This is a genomic window from Dysgonomonas mossii (genome assembly GCF_004569505.1).
Taxonomy (GTDB): Bacteria; Bacteroidota; Bacteroidia; order Bacteroidales; family Dysgonomonadaceae; genus Dysgonomonas.
In genome coordinates this window covers 1-25,690 of the sequence record NZ_SPPK01000010.1, presented here as the reverse complement: position 1 = coordinate 25,690, position 25,690 = coordinate 1, and the positions used below count along the sequence as shown (strand labels likewise).

23 protein-coding genes are annotated in these 25,690 nt (G+C 34.6%); 8 read left to right on the top strand and 15 right to left on the bottom strand.

What is annotated here, in order from left to right; all coding sequences use genetic code 11:
- Positions 1-581 precede the first annotated feature (581 nt).
- On the top strand, positions 582-1,505 hold the full coding sequence (locus tag E4T88_RS16925) for a toll/interleukin-1 receptor domain-containing protein (protein ID WP_135107490.1): 924 nt from the start codon (positions 582-584) through the stop codon (positions 1,503-1,505).
- A gap of 255 nt (positions 1,506-1,760) precedes the next feature.
- On the opposite strand, the gene E4T88_RS16920 is transcribed toward E4T88_RS16925, so the two are convergent.
- Entirely contained in the window at positions 1,761-2,420 is a 660-nt protein-coding gene (locus E4T88_RS16920) for a helix-turn-helix domain-containing protein (protein WP_135107488.1), read from the bottom strand.
- Between the two features lie 137 nt (positions 2,421-2,557).
- On the opposite strand from E4T88_RS16920, the gene E4T88_RS16915 reads away from it, so the two are divergent.
- The 3 genes from E4T88_RS16915 (at position 2,558) to E4T88_RS16905 (ending at position 4,691) form a co-directional block, all read left to right on the top strand.
- Entirely contained in the window at positions 2,558-2,800 is a 243-nt protein-coding gene (locus E4T88_RS16915) for a hypothetical protein (RefSeq protein WP_135107486.1), read from the top strand.
- A gap of 449 nt (positions 2,801-3,249) precedes the next feature.
- On the top strand, positions 3,250-3,873 hold the full coding sequence (locus tag E4T88_RS16910) for a type IV toxin-antitoxin system AbiEi family antitoxin domain-containing protein (protein WP_135107484.1): 624 nt from the start codon (positions 3,250-3,252) through the stop codon (positions 3,871-3,873).
- Positions 3,870-4,691: a nucleotidyl transferase AbiEii/AbiGii toxin family protein gene (locus E4T88_RS16905; protein WP_228094003.1), complete on the top strand. Its 822-nt coding sequence runs from the start codon at positions 3,870-3,872 to the stop codon at positions 4,689-4,691. The genes E4T88_RS16910 and E4T88_RS16905 overlap by 4 nt, the downstream gene beginning before the upstream one ends.
- Before the next feature lie 223 nt (positions 4,692-4,914).
- Here the strand turns inward: E4T88_RS16905 and E4T88_RS16900 are convergent, their stop codons facing one another.
- From E4T88_RS16900 to E4T88_RS16870, 7 genes are read right to left on the bottom strand one after another with little or no spacing between them, the layout of a single operon-like run.
- Positions 4,915-6,234, bottom strand: a complete 1,320-nt coding sequence (locus tag E4T88_RS16900) for an APC family permease (RefSeq protein ID WP_135107482.1) — start codon at positions 6,232-6,234, stop codon at positions 4,915-4,917.
- Between the two features lie 17 nt (positions 6,235-6,251).
- Positions 6,252-7,115, bottom strand: coding sequence for a hypothetical protein (locus tag E4T88_RS16895; protein WP_135107480.1), 864 nt, complete (start codon positions 7,113-7,115; stop codon positions 6,252-6,254).
- Between the two features lie 11 nt (positions 7,116-7,126).
- Entirely contained in the window at positions 7,127-7,999 is an 873-nt protein-coding gene (locus tag E4T88_RS16890; RefSeq protein WP_228094001.1) for a hypothetical protein, read from the bottom strand.
- A 5-nt stretch (positions 8,000-8,004) separates the two neighbouring features.
- Positions 8,005-10,209 carry a HEAT repeat domain-containing protein gene (locus E4T88_RS16885; RefSeq protein WP_135107478.1) on the bottom strand — a complete coding sequence of 735 codons (2,205 nt, stop codon included), beginning with the start codon at positions 10,207-10,209 and terminating at the stop codon, positions 8,005-8,007.
- Between the two features lie 45 nt (positions 10,210-10,254).
- Positions 10,255-11,814 carry a DUF6850 family outer membrane beta-barrel protein gene (locus tag E4T88_RS16880; protein ID WP_135107476.1) on the bottom strand — a complete coding sequence of 520 codons (1,560 nt, stop codon included), beginning with the start codon at positions 11,812-11,814 and terminating at the stop codon, positions 10,255-10,257.
- 27 nt (positions 11,815-11,841) lie between these two features.
- The gene (locus E4T88_RS16875) at positions 11,842-13,104 is read right to left on the bottom strand and encodes a DUF4876 domain-containing protein (protein WP_135107474.1); all 1,263 of its coding nucleotides are present in this window, start codon (positions 13,102-13,104) and stop codon (positions 11,842-11,844) included.
- Between the two features lie 10 nt (positions 13,105-13,114).
- Positions 13,115-15,958 (bottom strand): TonB-dependent receptor, encoded by a 2,844-nt coding sequence (locus E4T88_RS16870; protein WP_135107473.1) that lies wholly within the window; start codon positions 15,956-15,958, stop codon positions 13,115-13,117.
- A 134-nt stretch (positions 15,959-16,092) separates the two neighbouring features.
- Here E4T88_RS16870 and E4T88_RS16865 point away from each other — a divergent pair, with 134 nt between their 5' ends.
- The gene (locus tag E4T88_RS16865; RefSeq protein WP_135107471.1) at positions 16,093-16,485 is read left to right on the top strand and encodes a plasmid mobilization protein; all 393 of its coding nucleotides are present in this window, start codon (positions 16,093-16,095) and stop codon (positions 16,483-16,485) included.
- Complete coding sequence (locus E4T88_RS16860; RefSeq protein WP_228094000.1) at positions 16,451-16,807, top strand: relaxase/mobilization nuclease domain-containing protein; 357 nt, start codon at positions 16,451-16,453, stop codon at positions 16,805-16,807. The genes E4T88_RS16865 and E4T88_RS16860 overlap by 35 nt, the downstream gene beginning before the upstream one ends.
- Before the next feature lie 30 nt (positions 16,808-16,837).
- Here the strand turns inward: E4T88_RS16860 and E4T88_RS16855 are convergent, their stop codons facing one another.
- The 7 genes from E4T88_RS16855 to E4T88_RS16830 all read right to left on the bottom strand — a co-directional run bounded on the left by E4T88_RS16855 (position 16,838) and on the right by E4T88_RS16830 (position 23,044).
- Positions 16,838-17,029, bottom strand: coding sequence for a hypothetical protein (locus tag E4T88_RS16855; RefSeq protein ID WP_135107469.1), 192 nt, complete (start codon positions 17,027-17,029; stop codon positions 16,838-16,840).
- Positions 17,030-17,689: 660 nt separating this feature from the next.
- On the bottom strand, positions 17,690-18,112 hold the full coding sequence (locus E4T88_RS16850) for a hypothetical protein (protein WP_135107467.1): 423 nt from the start codon (positions 18,110-18,112) through the stop codon (positions 17,690-17,692).
- Between the two features lie 25 nt (positions 18,113-18,137).
- A complete protein-coding gene (locus E4T88_RS16845; RefSeq protein ID WP_135107465.1) occupies positions 18,138-19,772 on the bottom strand; it encodes a S8 family peptidase in 1,635 nt (544 codons plus the stop codon).
- A gap of 1,389 nt (positions 19,773-21,161) precedes the next feature.
- Positions 21,162-21,848 carry a radical SAM protein gene (locus E4T88_RS16840; RefSeq protein WP_135107463.1) on the bottom strand — a complete coding sequence of 229 codons (687 nt, stop codon included), beginning with the start codon at positions 21,846-21,848 and terminating at the stop codon, positions 21,162-21,164.
- 67 nt (positions 21,849-21,915) lie between these two features.
- A complete protein-coding gene (locus E4T88_RS18035) occupies positions 21,916-22,074 on the bottom strand; it encodes a hypothetical protein (protein ID WP_167755477.1) in 159 nt (52 codons plus the stop codon).
- A gap of 22 nt (positions 22,075-22,096) precedes the next feature.
- On the bottom strand, positions 22,097-22,276 hold the full coding sequence (locus E4T88_RS16835) for a hypothetical protein (protein WP_135107461.1): 180 nt from the start codon (positions 22,274-22,276) through the stop codon (positions 22,097-22,099).
- Positions 22,277-22,753: 477 nt separating this feature from the next.
- Positions 22,754-23,044 carry a hypothetical protein gene (locus E4T88_RS16830; protein ID WP_135107459.1) on the bottom strand — a complete coding sequence of 97 codons (291 nt, stop codon included), beginning with the start codon at positions 23,042-23,044 and terminating at the stop codon, positions 22,754-22,756.
- A 233-nt stretch (positions 23,045-23,277) separates the two neighbouring features.
- On the opposite strand from E4T88_RS16830, the gene E4T88_RS16825 reads away from it, so the two are divergent.
- Both E4T88_RS16825 and E4T88_RS16820 read left to right on the top strand, forming a co-directional pair.
- Positions 23,278-24,588, top strand: coding sequence for an ATP-binding protein (locus tag E4T88_RS16825; RefSeq protein WP_135107457.1), 1,311 nt, complete (start codon positions 23,278-23,280; stop codon positions 24,586-24,588).
- 499 nt (positions 24,589-25,087) lie between these two features.
- Positions 25,088-25,582, top strand: coding sequence for an Arm DNA-binding domain-containing protein (locus E4T88_RS16820; RefSeq protein ID WP_228093999.1), 495 nt, complete (start codon positions 25,088-25,090; stop codon positions 25,580-25,582).
- Positions 25,583-25,690 lie beyond the last annotated feature (108 nt).

Here is a 25,690-nt window from a genome sequence, read left to right as displayed (position 1 = left end):
AACAAAAACAAGTAAAGCTAAAATAAAAATGACCCCGTCGACCAGGATATTTTAGGGGTAATAATAAAGTTTTTTCAGGGGTCAATTTAGACTTGGCAAAAGGGGGCAATCTGAACTGGATTTTCCAATTGGCTTGTATGAAATATAGCAAACACTATTCGCCAGTAACTAATATCGTAATATTGGTTGATAATAGATTGGTGATAATGGTTTAATCTCTAGTGACTGCAAAGTATAGAGAGCTATAAGTAAGCACTATAATTATGATAGAGGTTGTAAGATACCTGAAAATATTGCTAGTAATGCCTATCTATCCCGAATGTAAGTTCGGGATAGATGACACTAGTATGAATATTATTGAGGTATATTGGAAAGGCTGAAACCGAAGATTCGACTCAGTAATTATATTTATAAATTGACCGATAAGACTCATTAGAGGCTTGCTATTGACTTCTATATATAAAACCGAAGTAGATGTAGGAATTGAATAAATAAAGCCTGTAAAACAATTTATTTCACGACTTACTTAAACTTAATTATAAATTAGTATTTTTATCTAAATATTATAAATATTGATTAATATGACTCCTTTAGAAAAAGTAAATTTAATTCATTCTATTGCTGTTGAATTACAAAGACGAATGACCTATGATGAAATAGACTTATATTTAACTGAATATGGAATAAATAAATTATCAGATGGATATGGGAGTAAGAAGGTGTATGTCCAAAAAGTCTTAGAAGGAGTTCTTACCACGAAAATTCTTAAAATAGCGGAAGAGTTAGGTTTATTAAAATCAGAAAGCTTTATATTGGCTGAAGAACCACTATGTTGGAAACTTGGTTTCTTCAAGATGTTTATTAGTCATTTAACAGCAAATAAATCATCTGCGACTAATTTAAAAATATGTTTGGAGGAATATGCGATATCTGGATTTGTAGCTCATGAAGATATTGAGCCTTCTAAAGAATGGATGGTCGAAATCGAACGAGCTTTATTTAGCATGAATGGTTTATGTGCAATCGTTACTCCAGATTTTATAAAAAGTCATTGGTGTGACCAAGAGGTTGGAGTAGCTATTGGTCGAAAGATACTTATTGTTACGATAAGAAAAGGTGCTGATCCTTATGGTTTATTTGGAAAATATCAGGGAATACAATCTAAAGATAAAGACTCTAATAAAATCGCAGAAGAAATATTTAAGATTGTAGCTACGAATGAAAAATCTAAATCAACATATGCTGAAATGATTCGTAATTTGGTATTGAATTCAAAGAATGCCGAAGAAGGTTTGAAATGGATAGCTCTTTTAGAAAAGATTCCTAATATTGAAATAGCATATATAGCAGAATTACATTCAAAGTTTTATTCTAATAATAATCTGAATAATAAGCCTATTTTTGACATTGTAAACAGAATATTTAAAAAGTACGATTTGTCACCAGTTAATCATAAAACCTTCATGGTAAGTAACCTTGATTTGGATGATGATTTACCTTTTTAACGTTATATAAAAACAAACTTTCTACCTTGAGAAAACCCCTTAAAACACTGGAGAATCATTGGTTTTAATCCTATTTCTAATCCTAAAAAATAAAAATCCTTGAAACCAATACTGATATTCAGTCGATTACAAGGATTTAAAGAGGTTCCTGGCGGAGCTTTTAACTGTTTAGTAAATAGCTGAAGATAAAAGGAATACTCAATGTTTTCGTTTTCTTTAGTCTAACAATTGTACAACTATAAATTAAAATTAAATTTATTTATTAGTACCTATTATACTTTTGGATTCGTAGTGTTTTATCTTATCATTTAATTCCCGTATGTCCCTTTTTATAGATTCTGTTACAGGAATGTTATGTTTATCCATGAAAGAAGAAAGCTTTTGCAGTTCTTCCTGTGCCTGTCCTTTTTTGATGCTGTAATAATAAGCCGAAGTAAAATCGAACTCGTCTTTAGTCATTAACAGCTTGGATATATCTTTTGGGTTTGTATTGTTCGTCAGTTCTATTTTTCTTTCAAGGATAGCCGATATATACTCCAAATCTTCGCCTGTGGGAACATATTGTTTATCCAATATGTCAAAATAAGTATTGAACTTTTGTTCGTTATTATTCCATTCCAATTTGATAAGCCCGAAGCCGTGTATAGAGTATGCCAATACTTTTTTTATCAGCCCAGAAAATTCTTCTTTTTTGATCCTTACATATTGGTTGGTATCTCCCGAATGGGAATCAAAAAAATAAGCGGGTTCTACCTTGAAATAGTCCGCTATGGTGAGCAAGGTATCTATTTTAGTAGAATTGGCTTTGATAAGCTTATGAAGGCTTTGCTCAGTCATTCCCAAGTCTGATGCTGCCTGCTTCATGCTCACACCTTTTTTTTCGCACAATTCACGTATTTTAAACAAATAGACCATAATAGTTTAATTATTTATAAATGCTAAACTATTTGTTTAGTGTCGTGTTTTTATTCGTAATTTAGTGCTTCAAATGTACGAAATATAATTTAGTATATACAGTTATTCTATTTTTAACTATTTATTTTTTATCGCTTATGGATACAGTTATCGTCACAACGGAATCGTCCCTTGAAAAGATTATTGAAAGGGTTTTTGACCAGAAAATACCCAAATCTGCTGAATCGGAAGTCGAAAGAACATTCAGCATTAACCAAGTAGCCAAGATGCTGAAACGTTCTCATAAGAAAATATCGGATCTGGTAGCAGGGGGTATTTTAAAATGCACACCCGACAGGAGGGTATATGAAAGCTCTCTCAGGGAGTATAACAATAAGTAGAGCATGCAAGATTAAGATAGATACAACAAATAGTTGGAATCTATGAAGTCCTTTTTCATCCACCACGTGGGAAAGTACCCATAACACGCCATCCGAGTCGGGTGGCGTTATTTTTTAAGCTCGGCTCGTTTAATCGACTTAGTCAAGTGTGTAAACTTACCCGATACAGAATGCATAGATATTTATTAATCAATAAAATAGCGATTTTTTCGGTACAAACTCATAAATAGGTTCTGTATGCATTCTGTTTTGTATCAATTACTTATGCTAATATACGTGACATTGGTGAAAAAACGAAATATTTGACGGAAAGTTCTGAAAAGATTATTTAGATACTTCTTGCTTATAATGTATGTTGTTTTTATTTAGTTGTTTTTGTGCAATTATTCTTATTTTATTAAACTAACCGTGCAGAAATAACTATATCTGTAGTGTGATTAAAATTGAGTATGGAAGAATTAGAACAATTAGGAATTATACCGGTGAACTATGCAGTCCTACGTTCGCTGTTTTCTGACTATCGTTCTCCTCGCAACAAGATTGCTAATCTTGAACAGGCAGAAAAGATAATCCGACTTAAAAGAGGGATGTATGTCGTTTCGCCGAAGGTGAGTAGGCAACTGTTATCTGTAGAACTGATAACGAATCATATTTATGGTCCATCTTATGTCTCTATGGAAAGTGCTTTACGTCATTACGGTTTAATTCCTGAACAAGTTTATATGATTCGTTCCATGACGCCCAATCGTTCCAAATACTTTGAGAATCCGATTGGTAAGTTTGAATATATAACGGTGAATGAGGATTATTATTCCATCGGTATAAAGCAACAGACGGTTGAGAACAAATATACATTCTTGATAGCTACTCCGGAAAAGGCATTATGCGACATGATTACAGGAACGCCACAATTACGGATTCAATCGGAAAAAGCATTAGTAGTTTATCTTGAAGAAAATTTACGATTTGACATATCTGCTTTAGAAAACATGAATAAGAGTATTGTCAAGGAGTGTATAAATACCGGGAAAAAAAAAGGAGTATTAGAATTATTATTGAAGCTATTACAATGAATATATTTGAACAAATGCTTTCAAGGTACGATATAAAGACCAACGAGCAGAAGAGAAACGTAACACAGGAAGTAATGCAGGAAGTAACCCTTGCCGGATTATACCGTGGGGGATTCTTTGATAAGGCTGCTTTTTATGGTGATACTTGTTTGAGAATCTTCCATGAACTACCTCGATTCAGTGAGGATATGGATTTCTCTCTTATCGGAAAAAATGAAATATTTAATTTAGAAAGTTATTTTCCCTCCATTATTGAGGAATTCAAAGCAGTAGGACGTGATATTGTTATTACACGAAAGGAAAAGAAGAAAGAAGCAAAGGTAGAATCCGCTTTTTTGAAGGATAATACGGCAATATATGATGTTAAGTTCAAGACTGATAAAGATTTGAAAATAAAAATAGAGGTTGATATTGATCCTCCTCTTGGATTCACGACCGAACAAAAATTATCATTGATGCCCTTTTCTTTCATGACACGATGTTTTACGTTACCTGATTTGTATGCCGGAAAGATGCATGCATTACTATTTCGTAATTGGAAAACTCGGGTAAAAGGTCGGGATTGGTATGACTTCGAATGGTATGTTCGACACAATATCCCGTTGGATTTTTCTCATTTGCAAATCAGAACCAAAGAATTTAACGGCATGGACATGGGTAAAGAAATCTTTACCAAGCTGTTGAAAGAGAGACTTTCTTCTACTGACATTAATATGGTTAAGCGTGATGTACTCCCATTTATTCAGAATCCCCAAGAACTGGATATTTGGTCGAATGAATATTTTTTTCAGTTAGCCGATAGGATTAAGTTCTTGTAAGAAAGATTTCCTTATATGCCTGAATCTGATTTATTAAAACAAATAGCTGAACTGCAAGCTCTAAATATTGAATTGCTTATTGGAGATGAAAAGCGTCGGAATATGCTTGGACTTTTCAGGAAAGAAACTATTTTTCAAAAGTGGTTCAAAAATCGGATATACCAAGATAGGAAGACATAGAAAAGCTTATTCTCTATCTCCGAAACACAGAAAAAAAACTATCTTAGACCTTTGCCCTTTTATCCTTCTTTCTACTTATAAAATATGTGATTAAACCTAATACCAGATTTGTTACCCCAACCATAGATGCTTTAAAATCATTTCCGACGACAAAGACAATCATCCACAGAGAAACAATTATAAAGAGAATTTGCATACAAGGAAATAACGGACTTTTGAAATTATCTGTTACAGGAATATTATTTCTCTTATTACGGTATCGTCTAAGAACAACACCTAACACAACCATAAGGGTTGAAATATTGAGCAGCATTCCGCAATACATCATTACCTGCGAGAAAGAACCAGTAAGAATAAGGAATATACTTATACCGCACTGCAAATAAAGAGCCTTAACCGGCACGGCTCCTTCCTTAGACTTAAAAATATGCCACAACGAATGATCTTTTGCGATGCTGGATGTAACCCTTGCTCCAATCCACACCATTGCACTTATGCCTGAAACGAGAAACAATGATATGATCCCACTGAATATCTTCGCAGGAAAGCTTCCAAGCATCTGCTCTACACAGATGGATCCGACATTTAATTTTCCTGCAAGGTCTGAAAAAGCTGCATGCTTCAACATCGTATATTGTAACAAGGTATAAATAACAGTCACAATAAGCGTTCCTCCAATCAGTGCACGAGGAAGTGACTTTCTCGGATTCCGGAATTCTTCGGTTATATATGCAGCAGCATTCCATCCGGAATAAGAATAACTGACATATATCAGGTTTATGGCAAACGCAGCACTTCCGATTTCTAACAGATAAGACTTGTCGTAATTAATTGCTGTTGCCGTGTCATCTGCCGGCAGAATAACCCCAATAGCAATAAAAACCAAAATGAAAAATACTTTAAGAAATGTACTTATATTTTGAAATACAGAACTAATATTCAAACTACGACTATGAACGAGCGTTATCAACACTACCAGACAGATACCAATCAGCTTGGGATATCCTGTTTTGATAGGAAGATATTCAGTGAAAGCCATCGTAGCTAAAGCAATGGGAGCAGCAAAACCAACCGTCAGCGAAATCCATCCGGAAAGATAACCAATAACAGGGTGGTATATTTGGGACAAGAAAGTATACTCTCCACCTGATTTCTTTATGTCTGTGCCTATCTCGGCATAGCTAAACGCTCCACAAAGAGCGACAACACCTCCTAAAATCCATAACGAAAGAATCGTATTTGTATTACTCAATGCTTCGAGTTGAAAACCTAAGCTCGTAAAAGCTCCTGTTCCAACCATATTTGCCACAACAATAGAAATTCCCGTCAGACTGCCTATTTTTTGTATGTTTTTTACACTCATGAAAGAATTTCTAATATTTATTCAACAGATTTAATTTGTAGGTCTTTAAGCAAGTCGTAAGCTCTAAGAGTGCTGTCATTTCTCAAATATTTTCCTCGGATAGCTTTATAATCATTTAAAACTTTCTCCGATTTATAATATAAAATAGAATCAGTTTCTATTGTTGGCGTATAATCTTTAGGGTATGCATATACAAAAGAACCTATGCCATCATATACCGGTATACGGAAAAAGTTTCGCTCTACAAACTCTCCTGTTTCTTCTTTTTTAATACCTGCTTTTATAAAAAAATCTATGGCATAATCAGGAAAACCAAATAAATAGCCATACCCCCTATGACGTTCATCGCGAGGCAAGTTTTCAATTACACTAACCACAACATGCGGCTCTGCCCCGGGAACTAAACCTAAAGGCCCAAAGAAACTCGACTTTTTCTCTAATACCTTATTCAATACGCTTCTACGAGCAACCGTCAACTGAACAAAACGCATGTCATCACCCCAACTATTAGGGACAAACACAAAAGTCAGATCGGGAATATTAAGCTGATTCAGCCTATTTACAATTTTCTGAAAATCACATAAACCATCTACTCCCCCTGATTTAGAGCCTGCAATACGGAATGTTGTTCCCGGCTTCTTTATAGAGTCCAGATTGAGAAGGGTATAACTTGACAATGAACTTATTGATTTAATATTTGCCCAAAGAGTATATAAGGCTTCATGTTCGAGCCCCCATTGCAAGAGAGAATCTATTTGTCTTTGCTCAAGTGAACTTAATGCTACACTATCTTCAAATTTGACAACTGTATTTCTCGTAGAATTACATGAGATTACAGATACAACAAGTATCAGCATTAATAAGCTTATATATTTTTTCATTATGCGGTATTTTATGGTTTGGTATATAAGTCTCGAAGTAGTTGAGATGCTTTAAGCGTACTATCGCTCCTCAAATATTTATTCCGAATATTCTTATAGTCATCTAATACTCCCACAGCCTTATTGTACAGTACAGAATCTACTGATGCTGTCGGGGTGTGGTTTTTGGGGTAAGCATATACAAAATAGCCCGAGTCTCCCTTATAGACAGGTATTTGAAAGAAAGTTCGTTCAGGAAATTTCTTTGTTTGGACTTGTATCAACGAAGCTTTTACATAGAAATCGACAGCGTAGTCCGGATAGCCAAACAGATAACCATATGCTCTGTAACGCTCATAACGATCTGCATTTTCAACCATACTTGCAACAACAATAGGATCAGCTCCTGGAGCTAATCCAAATTGTCCAAAAAAACTTTCTTTCTCAAGCAATATTTTATCGAGAAGGCTTCTGCGAATAACACTTAACTGTATCACTCTCATTTCCTTTTGTGCACTGTTATATGGCACAAGTATAAACTTCAGATCCGGAATATTAAGATCATTAAGTTTATTGACGGCTCTCTGCAACCTTTGTAACCGATCAAGCTGATTGCGCTTTGCTACCACATCCACAACTTCTGCTTCCGTTTGTTTCAAACTATCCGTATTTGCTATTGGTAAATAGTATAGTTTTAAAGAGCTCATAGGCTTGATATCGGAAAGCAGGGTGTACAGTGCTTCATGATCAAGCCCATATTGCAATATAGAATCGACAAGACTTTGTTCCGAATCGTTTAGCTCTATGTTTTCATCGGATTGCCGTGTAATTTCTTTTGTCGAATTACATGATATTACAGATAATACAAGGATTACTGCTATTAGGTTAAGATATTTCTTCATCATGATTATTATTTTTCAGATAGACGCTTTATCGTCTTTTTTATTTCATGTAGTACTGCCGCATCTTTCTCTTGTGGCATTATTTTTTCTAAGTGCTCTATAATATAATTTTTCCGATAAGAGTAATTATACCAACCTAAAGCCTCTGCTGTTTTTAAGCGTAAATCGGGTTCATATGTAATATCGTCCAACACGCCGAATAAAGTATCGACATACTCTGTTACAGGATTATTTCTAAACCTTGAGATTTCAAGAGACCTGCTTTTTTCTTTTACTGATTTATCCAATATGATGGCTATATCTTTCTTTTTGCTATTATTGGTAGACCTAATATTTTTTAAGATGCCTTCCAGATTATCTCTAGAATATAATGGAAGTGAATTTGATTGTTTTATAATCTCTACTTCCAGCTTATCCAAATCCATCATCCTTAGCCCTGATGAAATTTTGAAAACAATACGTTCCGATGTATTATCATTTAATATTGCTTTGGCTACAGCCGGCAGCAACTTATCTGAACCATTTCTGGGAATAAAATCAAGAGCCAACCGTCTTGTCAATTCATAACTATCGGTCGTGGCAAGAGCCAATACTTCTGTAAAATTATCATCGTCTAGTTGAGATAGTAAAATTAAGCACTCTAGTCTTACTATCATGTATGGAGATTTTATGTATGTCTTCTTGAGTAATTCAGAAATATTAGCAGCATTATTATCAAACAACCGATGTAAGGCAATTGCTTGAATATCCGGAGAGGTCGAGGAGAGAGCTTTAGTCCAAAAAGTATTGTCTTTTGAATGCACGGTTAAAGCCTCATTTATATCAAACTGACTAGACGTATTAGGCGCAAAATGAAATGTTGGATCCCCAATTATGTGTGTTTCTAAATATTGGGTGTATTTTCCCCATTGCCCTACGCGCAGCCCCAAATTAAGAAGACCTAAAAAACGATCGGGCCATTTGTCTTGAATCGTATTTACAGTATTTCCTTGTGTAACGATTGTCTTCCCTTCGTTAAAAATATAAGCTCCTGCAATATATTCATCCTCATAGAAAGATCCATTATAGCAAGCATCAAACATTACAAAGCGTGCATTAGGAGCAATCTCCAAAATATCTTTTACTGTTATATCGAGAGTCAGATTCATAATAGAATCTTTCTTCTGAAGTTCGGGATCGAATGCTTCTTCACTCCATGAACGTGGTACTCCAAGCCAATTTGTATAATATTCTATTGCATCTTCTTTTGTGTTGCCTTTTTTCTTTGCATACGAAACGACTTTGCTCCTCAAATAAAGCTTAATATTTTCTATTGAGGTATTGACATCGCTTCCCGTTTTATATCCATTAATATATTGATAATCATTTGATCCATGATGGTGAAACAGCATAACATCCAAGTCAGGACGAAGAACCTCATTTAACCAATACGGCTTCATCGGCCAATAGGTGTCAAAATCCATGAATTTCACGTTACCTCGAGTATTAAATGCTACTGGAAATTGCTCTCTCAACGCCAATTGTTCTCCAGCCCAAGCAACTCTAGACTCCGAGTTATAGCCATGTCCTCTGGCTACTGTAATATTATCAATAATATTATTTTTCTCTGTTGTTCTTACACTTACAACCTTGTTCAGATAATTTCGCAATTGAGTATATTTATCAGTCTTGCTTTTCTCTAAGGGCTTGATACGGGCAGAATAAATATTGGAACGAAGGGTATGGTTCGACTCTGCTTTTAAAGAATAATAAAAATAAAGCGGTTTAACAGAGTCTTTCTTTATAAAGTCAAACTTCAATCCAAAATCATCATAGAATCGGTCTGATGGCACACTTGATTGTTGCCAATTTCGTTTTTGATCCATCTTAAAAGCTGTCGTAAGATGTTGCACGTCCCGGAGCATTGGAATCGGAATATCTCCGACAAATACAGCTCCCTCAAGAGGTTGAGTTCTACTACTATGCAGTTTCACCAATAACTCCCTTATCTGATCGGGAGATGTCCAAGCATGATATATGATATACGTACCAAGACCATCTTGTTCTATAACTTTTTTGTATGCCTCTAGTTCTGTTTTCGCCTGATTGTAACTCTCACTATCAACAATAATAGCAAAAGAAGTCTTTGTTTTTACAGACGGATTTATAACAGTTTGTCCTTGCATAGAATATATGCAAAGACAAAACAATAATTGTAAGAATATTTTTCTCATTTTTACATCAATAATATTTTTATTAAGTACCTATCATCCAGTCGTCTAAAAATTAAATCCAAAACTTACGAGAAGGTTATGTCGATTGCTAAACTGTGATGCTATCGCTTTCGTATAACGAAACTCTGCTTTAAGATAAACACTTGGCAGGAGCGTTTCTTTTATCTTTTGAGAATATGTTGCCGCAGCTCCTATTGAGTAGAAATCAGATCGAAGGTAGGCTGCATCCACTGCTTCAAGTAAAGTTACGACGGGATAGGTTGGATAACTTCCATTATAATCATATTTACCTGATATATTCCGACTATATGAATAATCTGCCGCCAAAAGGAAACGTTTCATTAAAGCATTATTAGATAAAATAAAATTACGTTTTGCTCGGAGTTGATAGGCTATATTCTGTGCATTTTTCTCTGAATACGGAAGTAGATATACATCCTTTTTATCTGAATATTTCACTCCGGCACCAAACTTCCATAAATACTCATGACTTTGATTATTGTTAATAGATAAGTCATAATCGAGAACTACAATCTGAGTTTTATAATTAGACTTCACGAACTTACCTAACGTAACGTACCCATTTTGAGTGTCATATTGGGTTATATATTCTATTCCATCTATTTTTCGATTTGTATAATCTGCAGAAATAAAATGTGTTACATTGTTCACATCCTTATACAGCTGTAGCTTCGTATTCCATATCTTATCCTTTGTCGTTCCTTGATCTAGAGGATCTGTAAAAGAGAACGACACATCTTCAACTTTTAAATTATATGTGCCTGATAACAATAGATTTACAATTCCTTGATAATTATATTGCAATCCTCCACCGACATTATTTCCTTCATAATTAGTCGTTTTGCCTGATCCTAACTGAGAATATGCAGACCCTAAGCCAAAAAGCTCATAATACTGTTTGTAATCAGCAGCGTTTACTATTGAATTCTTCGATTCTTCTTTCAGACTATAATATTCAAAATTGACTCCGACATGATGTTGATCATTAATCGAATACGCTATCCCCGGTTTAATTGTTGCAGTATAATAATAGTTTTCGGCGCGAATATCTCGCTGCTTAGCACCACTTTTAGCTACATAACCTCCTTCAATTCCTAACGACAATTTATTCCACTGTTTTGGAGATGCTACTTTAAATGAAAAGTCATACGATTGATTACGCCACTCACTTTTATTGACGTCAGCTAAGATATAAGGCATTCCCCGAAACGGATCAATAATGGATGAATTGAAGTTTGCGTCCTTGATAGTGGATCGGGTATAATCAAACTTACCCCACATATATATCTTATTTACAACAACAGAACCTTCCGCTCCAACATTCAAGTTATTACCATTCTCTCCTTCTTGTGGACGATGAAAGCTCCCTGTATACAATTCATAACCAACGTTTAATTCAGTATAATTCTTTGGCCTATCTAAAAATAGACCTGCCGAATTAGTCGTATTATGCCACTGATTTCGAATTTTCATTTGCTCGTATGCAGCCGGTGTATTTAGCCCATCGCCTTCTTGTGCGAACAAAGAAACCGAGACAACTAAAGAAACCGAGAGCGCTATTATATTTTTAATCTTGTGTTCCATACTGTGTTTTATATTCTATTTATATACTCAATAAGACTGGCTCCAACTAGGCTTCTTTGAATTATACCTTCTGAATTGAGGAACAACTCCTCTATCAAAATCGTCAGAACTATCATTTGTATCTTGCAATATAGGTGTTCCATCTGCATGGTCACCTACTTTCTTCCGTGCAACGCCCAAACTATTATATATTGCTCCCACATATGTAGCTCCTTTATCTAACGATGCAGGCATGCGCTTGGCTGAAAGCTTTGACTCATTATCCACAGCTTCTACGGCATCAATCACATATGTTCTCGGGATTTTTGCGTAGATAGGGGGCTTAGAAGATGTTGAATTTAAATCTGGAGTTTTCAATTCTTCTGTATTTACCGGATCATACTGTTCTCCATTCAAAGGCTTAAACATAACATAAGCACCGCCAAAAACAGACGTCAAATATTGTGGTACTGAGCCAATTAATGCCGAGTTATTGTAAAACACATGCAACATATTCACTGCAGGTTGATCTGTATAAGTAGTGCTGCCCATATAGAATTCGAACTCGGCAGAAGAGCAATCAACGGGAGATGCTGGGTTATATTGAGGGAGTTGATGATTAGCTGCATACTGAGCAACCACAAAAGACTCGCCAGGAGCTAAAGGATAATCTGTTCCACTACCGGGAAATTTCCATACTCTTTCAGCGTAAACATATTTTTCACCATCACTCTCAGGCCATAATGGTAACTTTGTTGTTGCTGATGCTGGCGTTAAATTTGCAAAATAAATTCCATCCAAATAAAGTGTTTGATCTTCTGAGTTATTATAAATTTCATAAAATTGATCTCTAAAATAATTTGTATTCAATGCTGTTTTAGAACCCGTATAGTATATTTCTTTAAAAATAAGAATAGACTCTCGAAGACCGTCTACATTAATAGAAAGGCTCTCTATTTTGTTAAGCAAGGGGTAGTTTAGTTTATTCCCACTCAACATATATATATCATTACTCTCGTCGCGAGCATTACCCCATACGTCTATTTTATATATGCCGGGAGCAACTCCTTGTACATTTGCTTTTCCATCAACAACAGATGTAGTATAAGCAACTCCAAACTTCACATCCTCTAATTTAACCTGTAATCCATCAAGAGTTTGAATATTGGGAACCAGAGATGCCACATCTATTTCTATCTCTATCGTCTCAACAGACTCTGTATCTATTGCGTTGTCAAACGAATTACAGGCAGAGAAAGCAAAAGTAATGACAGATAATAATATATATGAAAATAAATATTTTGTTTTCATTATTGTTTCTTTAAAGTTTTAACGATAATTCTAAGCCAAAGAATATTGGCTGTTTACGTTGTAAAGTCGTATTTTGGTATCTTGAAGAACGTACTGTTGGATAATTTCGGAAGAGATTGTTTGCGAAAAAGGATATACGCATATAATCTCCAAGTTCTTTCGTTACATGAATATTAAAAGTGTGTGAAACCGGATATTTCTCCTTTATATATTGAGATTCACTGTATGGATTATCTACTATTGCGGCAAACTCTGGTTCGCTAGCCTTCGATGGGTCAAAGTCATACACCAAACCATCATATTTTGAGATATATTTTACAGGATATGTTACATTCCCTATATCATACCATTGTTTTTCATTCCAAATTCCTTGCCAAGTCAGTGTGATAACAAAGCCTATTTCGGGAATGTTGTGTGTTGCCCTTAAAGTTGTTGAAAAACGTTGTCCATTATTCTTTTCAGATTCGTACAAACCTATGTGTGTTCTGCTCGAACCACTTGTTCCGCTTCTTCCATCGTAGTATACATAGTTGCTCGAATAGCTTTCATTACGGGCCCACAGACCACTGGCTGAAAATGATGTGCGAATAGCATTAATACGAGTAACCTCCGCATCAAATTCTACACCGTTAACTCTATTTTGCAAGTCATTGGTTGGCGTATAATACTTGGCTAACACAGGATTACTTGCTGTTAACACAATATCATTTCCTACTCGAGAATACTCATTGTATGTTAGAGGTTTGAAACTTTCAGAACTTAAATCCATGGTATAACCATCCTGTAAACGTTCGTTGAAAGCTGTTACATATAATTTTACCTTATTTGCAAGGTTTAAATCGAACCCAATTTCAGCCTTTTTCGTTTTGGCTATTTTCAATTTTTTATTTTGTGTATCAAAAACCCGGGTCGTTGTTATAAGCAATTTATCCGCATCTGCAACTGTTGTGCTACTCAGCTCATTAATATTGACATATTCAAAATATGCTTTTTCAGGATACAGGAACAATACAGAAGGTGCCTTTGCTAGCACGCCATATCCTCCTCTAATCTTTAATTTATTCGGGATTATATCAAAAGAAGCATTTACACGTGGTGAAAAAACATCCTTCACAACAGAAAAATTATCATATCTAAGGCCTCCTGTTATTCTTAATTCTCTATTATCCAGATTATATCTAAAAGATTCTTCCACAAAAAATCCTACTTGGTTTACATATGGAATATCTTTATAACTGCGAGGTCGAAAAGAGGCATTTGCTGCTGATAGGTTTCGATAGGGAGGAGAGTCCGGCTCAAAGGTTTTACCTTTACCTTCATTTCCATCAGTTTTAAATTCACCACCCAATGTTATTGCATGATTGGTATTCCCGATTCTTTTATATAGATTCCCCATCAGACTGGAAAATACATTTACTTCTTTTCCTTCAATATTATAACTCCCAATATAAGCCGATGGAATCTCTCGTGCATATAAAAAAGATTGATCTGGAGAGAAATTGGTTATTTTGTTGCCGTTGCTATCCCAAACATCAACACCAGGCTTATTACTCAATATTGTTCCGTCTGTTGTTGTTTGAGAATAAACATAGTTTGCTGCAGAATACGCCTCTGAATAATAACTCTTTTTGTATGTATATGATGACGAAAGCACATATCGCACATTGGTTATCCAAGGTTTTCGTAAAAGAATGATACCATTTGTATTAAACGTTACACCAGCATTGTCTCCTTTCCTTTGTCGTTGGTAAACTAAATCATCAGGGTTTTTCTTTGTACGGTCTGCACCATAAAACAAATTCAAAGATGTGTTAGAAGTCCATTTGTCAAACCATCTATTCGTATAGATAAACTTTAAATTCCCTCTCTGGTAAGTCTTGTACGATTCCGTAATATCATTTGTGTTAAGGGTATAATCGCCACTAACATTTAGAGCCCCTTTCCTTTTGCCTAGATTATATCCTGAAGATGCTGATACCTCATAAACCCTAGGATTCACTTTTGCTCGTACCTGTAAAGGCATTGCACTTGCTTTCGAGTTTACGATAACAGCTCCGGAAAGTATATCTCCATAGCGAACCGAAGGAATTCCCCGAATCACTTCAACAGATTCTATATTATCGGTAGACAGCATTCGTGTATCGACTCCTCCCGAAGGCTCCGAACCACCAGACAAAGATGTCGTTCCTCCTATAACAGAAGGGTGCATAGTTTGCATATTCGCGTTATTGGAAATAGGCGCCCCATCCGAGATTATAGCCGTTCCAAAAGCATTCAGATTCGACACTGTTGAATTTGTTAAAGCGGCCTCATTATTATTATTATCTGTATAGATATTTCTAATTGTAATCTGCTTATTATAATTCAAACCCGGATTAGAAGAAATTCCACCTGGAAGCAATGACATAATATCCTGCAAACTTGTTGCCTGTATATGATCGATAGCATTCCGCGACACTTTAGATGCAGTAGATTGCTGTGCATTTGTATTTTCAGCAACAACAGTAACTGTTACTAATTTAAAATTCTCAGGTTGCATGACGTACGATAGATCTAAATCTTTATTTACATCAATTGTCTCTTCAATTGTTACCATTCCCAGATAACGAACTGTCATTTTCACTTTTCCTGACGGAATATTCGTTAAGACAAAGAGTCCGTCCTTATCCGTAACCGTACCTACTGCATAATCAGGAATAGCAACTGTGGCTGCTTGTAATGGAATTTTTCCATCTGAGCTTTTCTCATAAATCTTACCTGTTATCTTATAGCTTGCCCCACTTTTACTTCCTTGTGCGATCAAAGAAGAGCTTGCCAATATGACAAAGAGAACAAAACATATATATTTTATCATATTCTTAAATTAATTTAAAATGAGTGATCTTTATGTAAGAAGATGCAAAATTACAAGTACATCTACTTTATCGAAATACCTATATATTGGTATTTTATACGTTGCTTCTACCTAATAATCCTGATATAAAAGCTATGGAAAATAAAGATAAATTGGAAGCAAAGGTTCTTCGTGGGAGACCCAGGAAGAAAAAAAAGAAACTGTCCTGTTCGATTAACCTCAAGCTGAGCGAAAAGGATTTTAATTCCGTGAAAGAGAAAGCGGAAAGGTTAGGAATGAAAGCGACACAATATGCACGGGAGATGGTACTAAAAGGAAGTGTAAAATTACGATATACGCTTGAAGATCTGAATCTGATACGAAAACTCTCGGGAATGGCGAATAACCTGAACCAGTTAGTGAAAACCATCAAATTTTTAACTGTAAAGCGGCTCGAAAAGATGGCTGTTCCATTACTGGAGTCGATCCAAAATATCATAAACAAGCTGTCGGATGATTGGAAAAATAGTAAAAGGACGAAGTTTTAAGGGTTGCATCTCGTATGTTTTAGGCAATAAGGATGCTAAGATTTTGGCGAGTGAAGGTGTATTGGAAACTGATACCAAATCCATTATTAACAGCTTTTATATGCAGAGCCTGCTCAATCCGAAGCTATCTAAATGTGTCGGGCATATCCCCTTGGCATTTTCTCCCGATGACAAAGAGCGGATGACAAACCAGTTTATGGAACGATTGGCAAAGGAGTATATAGTAGTAGTATATTTCCCTGAGGCATTGGAGCATGGCCAGCGGAAAATATTTTCGCAGGATACGTTAATCTTAAGAACTATGGTAAAGAATGTAAAGTAAGGTGTTTTGTTTTTGAGGAGATTTTTTTTCCTAGTTGCATAACCTATTGCATGATACAGGCTCTACGACTGGCAAAGCATAAATAACTTCAACGTTAGGATAATCCATCTTGTATTTTTCTGTCAAATCTACCCGAAACTGATACTTATCTTTCATATCCGTACTTCTCAATCCATTCAAACAAGGTACAAGCTCAAAGAAATATGTTTGATTTTCTAACATGGTTATTTTATATGTACTCAATATCTAAAAAAGAATTCCAATAACTTGGAGCAAGAAGTAGAGCCCACATCGAGTATTCAGTGGTGCAAATGTGGTACAAGATTGTAAAAAGAAAAACGCAAAAGCCCGACAATAAGCCGCTTGTGTTTTTAAGTGATAATACAGAAGATCAGACCCCATTTGGCAAATTGAATTTCACTTTCGGCATTGACTATCACTTTACTATTTTTGTTGTCGTAACCTTTTATCAGCATTTTGTTTTCAAATTCCGTGTCGTTAAATAGAGTAAGTTGCTTATTATAACGTTTTGCAATCTGTTTTGCTTTTTAGGGAAGTGAATAAAAAAAACACATAATTCTTATATCGAAAGTAAATAACAATGCTTCCAGTTAAAGAGTTTCGAAATGATGAGAATATAACGATATTTAGACAATTACCACATGATCAGTCTATGTTAAGTAATTTATAAGATAAATAGCTTTTTTTGTAATTAAAAGAAAATATTCTACAAAGACAAATAGTAATTTGATTAACCTAAATCACCACTGACATTAATAAAAAAATCAACTTAGGTCAACTTAAATATGAATTCAAGTTGACCTAAGTTATTATATCCCTTTATATAAATCCAACTTATTTCAGTACCAGATAATATTTATATTAGAGAATTTCATACGTAACTGATAAAGTTATATTTTCATCGCTTGTTTTAGGAATAATATAAGCCAAATACCAGGGTTCCATGACGGCAGTACTATCTCTTTCTACATAAATAGTAAAGATATATTCATTATCTGTTTTCGAAATCGTTTTCTTAATCTCCCTTATCCCTGATGTGGAAACACCTTTGACTAACAATAAAGTATAGTTCTTGAGATCAACGGCTCTTGCATTGGGGAAATTGGAAAAAACACTTTGAAATTCAACCTTGTCATTAATTAGTACAGCCTTATCTGTCTCAATATTTAAATCCAATGCACCAGCCTTGGCCGGTAACTGATATTCCTGATATATAAAATCCTCAGATTCGCTATCACAACCACACAAACAAATCAACATAAGTATTGATAAAATAATTTTCATAATTTGCTCAATTTATATTAAATAATTATAAGCGTTTTCTAGCTTCCAATACGGCATTATACGCATCAACCAATCCGTATCCCACCTCTCCGTTCCATGTCCCATTAGGTCTACCGGACACCGTTGTATAAGAATAACCACCCACTTTTTTCGCTGTTTTTTCTATAATATCTTTTACCTCTTGAGCTGTAAGGTTCTTATTTATAGAAAGGATCAATGCCGCAACAGCAGCAACATGAGGGCAAGCGGCTGAAGTACCATTGAATTTCATAGTATAATCAGAAGAGTCATAACCATATCCGTAAAGTAAATCAGTTGTTGGAATGTATTCGCCAGGAGCTACAATATCCAATTCTGTTCCATAATTACTAAAACTTGACCTTCTACCATTTTGGCCTATAGCTCCCACTGCTATTACGCTCGAATGGCAATTAGCTGGAAAAGAAACACTACTACGACCATCATTTCCAGTAGCAAATACAACAACAGTCCCTTTTCCATTTCGTCCCCAACCTGCATTATAACGAATAGCATCTGTAATAAAAGAATTAGTCGGACCACCCCATGAGCAGCTAATAACATCCGCACTTCCGGAAGCTAATGCTATTCCTGATGCTAATTGTTGACCTGCATTAGGTTGAGTCCCGAAGTTATGTGCATAGCTTTGGATTGCTACTTTAGGAGCTATACCCGCAATGCCCTTATTATTATTTGCTGTCGCTCCGATAATACCGGCACAGGCAGTACCATGTTCACCGTATATATTTGTGGCATACCACCAACCTTCAACAAGATCATATGCTGGTAAAACATTGGCTAAATCCGGGTGTAACTGTTCGATACCTTTGTCAATAATAGCAACTTTAACATTTTCACCCTGTGTTAATGCATAAGCAGATACCCAATTAATTGAGTTACTTCCACTAAGATTCCATTGTTTACTAAAATAAGTATCATTGGTATTTACAGCAAGATTACCTATTATGTCTGGCTCTGCAAATTTAAAAAGACCTGATTCATAAAACTCATTAGCCATTTGTAAGGCATCTCCGGCTGATTCATTGTCGCATGAAAGAGTGTACCATAAAGGCATAAACTCATTATTACCAATGATCTCTACATTATTTTTAGTGGCTAATTCGATAAGTTTATCCTTATCTTTCTCTGATTTTAATTTCACATAAAAGAGATGCGAAATACCAATTTCCTCACCTAACGAAGACTTATAAAAAGGAGATTTATAAATAATAGCAGGAGTCTCGCCAGTAATTGCTGATTTTAAATTACTCTCTGTTATCCCCCACATGATATTATCTTTCTCAGTAGTAGCTTTGTCCGATAAAACAATTCCTGTAAGTTTTAATTCTTGAAACTCTCCTTTAAAAAGAGGGGAAGAACTCCGACTTTTAAGCGAAGATAATTCCTGTAAATCTTTCTTTTTAAATACAACATATTCCTTTTCCGGAATCTCTTCTAAGTAGATTTTTTCTCCTTCATACCAATAGTATTTTGCATTCTCCATAGTTTGAACACCGTCTTCTGCTTGATTTTTTGTTTCTACGGTAGGATCATTCTCTATTAAAAGAGAATCATTACATCCACAGAATAAAGCAATGACTGCTAAACAGCATAACAATTTAAGACCAACGATTTTGCTCATAAATTAAGTTAGATTAAGTTAATAATAATATTATTTCTCAAGTGTACACTTCGTCTGTATTACAGAAGTAATCACAATTCCATCATTGACTTTTACAAATTCAAATCTAAATATTTATCAGCAATAAAAAAAACACAACAATCTGTAAAATAAACAATTACACTTATTTGCTTACAATATGTTTTTTATTTGCTAATATTTAATACATTGATATTCAGTGTCATTTTTCATTTAATGAAACAATCATTATTTACTAACGGCACAATAATTAATTAATGTTAAAAATCTATCCCGTTTTTAATTTTGAGATTGCCTTTATTTCTATATACGAATATAATGTTCAGCATAAGGACAGACAACGGGAACATAATCATAAAATATACAGTGGATCCAAATGTCAACAAGATTAGCAAACGTTATCTACCTTTCTTTTTTGAATGTGACTATATCGATTTTATGAGTAAGAAGTTCATTATCAGCCTTAAGGAAAAATACTTCTATAATTTTATTAATCTTCCGGTTGTAAAAAAAAATGCAACGGCTTTTTGAGAAATATCGAAAACAAGGAGAGGAGAGTATGGAAGCTATTTTAGTGGCAATAGGAGAGGGTGAAAAGTAATCTTCCACCTGTACATCACTGAAAGAGAGTGGCTTTTACAGCTAATCCGAAACAGAGGTCGCTTATGTAAATGTAAATAATAAATATGCCCGATACTTTTGATTATCGAGCATAGTGCGGCTACAGCAATGCATGCGGCCAAATAAAGGGAAAACCTCAAATTACCCTTTTGTATCTGTTTATGATTTCTTGCTTTCATTTGTTATTTAGTTTATCTGAAATTTTTATTAATGATGGTATTTAGAAAGTTTACTAATAGAGACTTCCTGTTTTATATTTTCTTAATTGCATTTTTTATATTATGCTCTAGTTTATTTGTAGAACAAAGCAATATATCTTATATAGTTTATAAAAATCATTCCATAGCAAAGCTAGCTTTGCTATGGAATGATTAATAACTTATTTTGTCCCATGATACAGTATCAACAATAGCCAAATCAAAAAAACGGTTAATACGCCAGACGGAAGACCTGATAAATAACTCTTCCAAAGATTCTCTTTAGGATAAATAGAATGTGGTTTGATTGCAAATTGCTTAGTTTCTTCATTAAATGGATTATTTCCTACTTGTATCGTTGTATCAAAATAAAGCAATAATGTTTCATCGGAATTATTTACTATAAAAATGTAGAATCAGGTTTAGGGTCTTTATCTGGACAACCAAATAAAAGAAAGACAATAAAAACAAAGGAATAAATTTCAAATTTTTCATAAAAAATGAAAGCCTGTAGAAAATTAACCGTAGGCTCTTTATTCGATTATCTAATCCTTCAATATTTCTCTATATCGTATTTGACATAAGGCCGAAAGCTACCTGAATGGCAGAGAATATTTTCCTCCTGCCTCCTGTAGCTTAAATCACCATTGCTTAAAATCATCCCTTCCGCATTCAGGTACACATCTCCCTTTAAATAATTATTATCGGTCAGATATAGAGGTCTTATGTGGTTTAAAGATCCTGTCTGGCTCCTGCCTTCCTGGAAAAGAAATATATTATCTGCCTGTCCTCTAAGACCGGCGAAAGGATATTTCCCGAATGCTTCGATTACCTTGTGATGAAATGTATTGTCATGGAACCTGTCGTCACTCATTTCCAGCAAACGGAAACTTCCCTTCATATCCTTTTTTTGCTGATAATCATAAAGTTTAGAACATATATCCATAAATTCTTTAGATATAGAACTCTTAGTACCGTTTGTTACAATATAGAATTCATATACTTCTATTTCAAAGCTTTTAAGTTGCTTTAATATATACCGGATTGCCTTTATATTTAGGGAAGGTTCTCCTCCAGTGATATTAAAATGATCTATGTATTTTATATGTTTCAAAACATTACGGATATCGCTGTGGTAGATATCCAGGTTCTGTGCATCGCCTCGCATACAATGGAGGCATGACATATTACATTTTCGTGTAATCTCAATGGATATATTTTTTACTCTTAGTTTTTCCATACTTCACTAAATAAAATAGTCCGGGATTTGCGCCCCGGACTATCTTTATAAAAGGTGAGATTTTATACTACTGGTCTTTAATTACTGTATCGGCTATCTGTGCCAGGACACAGTTTACTACAGACTGATAGCCTGCTTTAATCTCATTTCGGCCCCAGCTAGTTTTTTCTTCCAGTTTCTCGTTGAAAGCCTGTTCTATTTCCTTTAATAACTCTGATGTTTTCATACGGGTTACTTATTTAGTGTAGTCAATTTCTGAACGCACTGTCAACGAACTCAACAGTTATTTCATCCAGATCGATATGTAGGTAATTTTTCATTACATGGGGTATCAATTCTTTCAAGTAGGATAAGTATGCAGCTTTCTCCTGTTTTTTCGATTTTTTGGAGTAATAACTCTGATTATAACTGCCCGTAAAATAATTCATATTATCTTCCACATCGAATTTATAACCCGGCAGCTCAATATTGATTTTCCTACAAGCATCCTTGAATTGAATATCAGTGCTAACTCTGGTCTTGGTATGTATACTGGTTGTTGCAACAACCTTTTTTTCTGTTTCAATGCTTCGGTATCTATTTTCTGCATTAATACGAAACTTGTAAACATAGGCGCTTCAATTTCTCTGATCGTTACATTCATAACACAATTGTTTTTTAATGAATAATTACTGCCCTCAGGCAGTGTTGCTTCTATCTTAAGGCGATCAGAAAACCGTATCGGGGATAGGCAAATTTTTAGTAGGAAATACTACCCGGAATGAAATGAAGGTGTGGAGATTTCCTAACTAAACCGTAAGGCTCGAATTTGACAAGCCTAAAAAATGCGGTTTTTAAATTTGCCGGAAAGATAGGAGTAACGTTGCCGGACAGCTTATTACCCCCTTTCGTCGCTTATTTATATATTAATCGGCATAGAAAGAATCTATTTCTGTTATTATAAAATTCTCAGCAGTTTTATCACATAACTTTTTCAATTCTTCAATGCCATTGCAATAAAAGAAGAACTCATCATCATTTTCTTCAATATCCAATGAGAGCTTAACCCTTACAATCTGCACAGATGAATCATCCGTAAAAGTAACTTCACATAATACTGATACTGCCGGAGTATTATATTCTCCGATAAAGTCCTTATAATATTTATCTATGCGATCTTGTTTTCTTTTACTAGACTCAGTGACAAAAATATACACGAAAGAAGAAGACAATATATGGCTTCATGATATCAATAATAGGAAACATATATATAAACAAGGATTCGATCATTTTTTAGGTAATAGTTCTAATTGGAAAAGGCTTTTGTAAGGACTAGAAGATCATTTTTTTACTTCTATTAAAATAGTTCTGTTAATAAGGGGGTAATTAAATAAAATACTCTATTTTTGTAATGTCTGTTAAGATAATAGTCATTAAATTATTGCTTAAAATGAAATTTTATAATAGAACACAGGAGTTAGAGGTTTTAGCCCGTACACTGGAGCATTCTCAAAAAAGTTCGTGCTTTACGGTTATGGTGGGACGTCGCCGTATCGGTAAAACATCTCTTCTGCTCGAATCTGTAAAAGGTCAAAAATATCTCTACCTATTTGTTTCCCGAAAAAGTGAACCACTTCTTTGTGAACAATTTCAAAAAGATGCAACAAGAGCTTTAGGTATACAGATATTCGGAAATATCACCCAATTTAAAGACCTTTTTGAGCAATTGCTCATTTTTGCCACAAAAGAACATTATACGCTGATAATTGATGAGTTTCAGGAATTTGATAATATAAATTCATCTATATTCAGTGATATCCAGAATCTCTGGGATCAGTATAAAGACAAGGCTAAAATCAATTTTATAGCTTCCGGCTCTATCTATTCAATGATGATGAAGATTTTTGAGAATAGAAAAGAACCTTTATTTGGCCGTCTTACATCAAAAATGATATTGAAACCTTTTGCCGTAAGTGTCATAAAGGAGATATTAAATGATTATAATCCTAAATACACGGCAGAGGATCTTCTGTGTCTGTATATGCTTACCGGAGGAGTCCCTAAATATCTTGATTTACTAATGGAAGCGGGAGCGGTTACGAAGGATAAGATGCTGGATATGGTCACAAGTCCGGACTCTCCCTTTCTTGGTGAAGGCAAAGATTTACTGGTCTCTGAGTTTGGAAAGGAATATGGTACATACTTTTCCATTATGCAGTTAATAGCCTCAGGAAAGACTACCCAAAGTGAAATTGATTCCATTATCGAAAAAAACACAGGAGCCTATCTGGTAAATCTTGAGAAGGAGTATTCACTTATCATTAGAAACAAACCGATGTTTTCGAAACCAGAGAGCCGTAAAAACCGTTGGAGCCTGAATGATAATTATCTTCGTTTTTGGTTCAGATTTATTTTCCCGAACCAATCGTTAATTGAAATGGGAAAGAACGAGTTACTTCGAGAATATATTGATAAGAATTACGAGCAATACAGTGGATTGATCTTAGAGAAATATTTCCAAGCAAAAACGGTAGAGGAGGAGAGGGTTACTATGATTGGCAGCTATTGGGACAGTAAAGGGTTAAACGAAATTGACTTGATAGCATTGAATGATTTGGATAAGACTGCTATTATTGCAGAGGTAAAACGTAATCCGAAGAAAATCGATTTAAACCTTCTTCAGACAAAGGTTGACTCTATAAAGAAAGAGTTGTTAAAATATAAAGTTCAGTTGAAAAGTCTTTCTCTGGAAGATATGTAGTTTGAGTAAAATGGAGGGATATTTGAGAATTGAATTTTGATATACTCCGAATAAAATATTTATCCATTTTTCGGACTAATATATAAATAAATTGTATCTTTGCTTTTAGTGTAACTCATTGCAAAACAGTGAGTAATAAGCGTGGGTTATTTGGTGGCTCAAAAAATATCAATGATCTAACCAATTGATATACAATATAAAAATTAGAGGGCAAAGTTTCCTCTCTCTCCGCCAAAAGGCTAAGACAAAATAAGCCAAAAACAAGAAAAATCCTACAGATCAGTGATTTGTGGGACTTTTTCGTTTATCCCCATTTCATATAGAAGCCATAAAAAAGACATTTTTGACATAGCTGCATAACCTATTCGTAACCTATTGTCAGAAAATCAAAATAGGTTACGATTTGTCTGATTTAGGCAGTTTGAAGTCCATTTTTGGAAGTCTGTATTTATCTCATTATTTGATTGTTGAATGTATTCTTAAAATTAAATTTTGAGTTATGAAAAAGACGACATTCAGTATCCTTTTTTATGGAAAAAAGAATGGATTAAAAGCAAACGGCAAGATGCCGGTTATGGGACGATTTACCATTAATGGAAAATCGATCCAGTTTGGAACAAAGGTTGATGTTGATCCTAAATTATGGAATGTAACGGCAGATAAGCTTGTTGGAAAAACACAGGAAGTCATTAACACAAACTCATTGCTTGATAGTATCAAAGCAACGATGACTAAGATTTACAGAGAACTACTGGAAAGAGAAGTTTCTGTTACCCCTGAACGTATTAAGAATATCTTCTTTGGTGTTGAGATCCAACAGCAGATGCTGCTTGATCTTTTCAGAAAGCATAATGAAGATGTTGAGAAACTGATCGGCATAAATAAAAGTAAGGCTACTTACCAAAAGTACGAAGTAACCAGAAAGCATCTGACTTCTTTCATCAAAGAAAAATACAATCGTTCAGATGTTGCCTTATCTATACATAGCTCGTGAACTGAATACACATTTCTATCTGGATGTACAAGGAAATCTTAGTTTCACAGAACAATATGTGGATGGCAAGGATAAGTTGAAAACAGCTTTCATGGTAGGCCCTGGTTT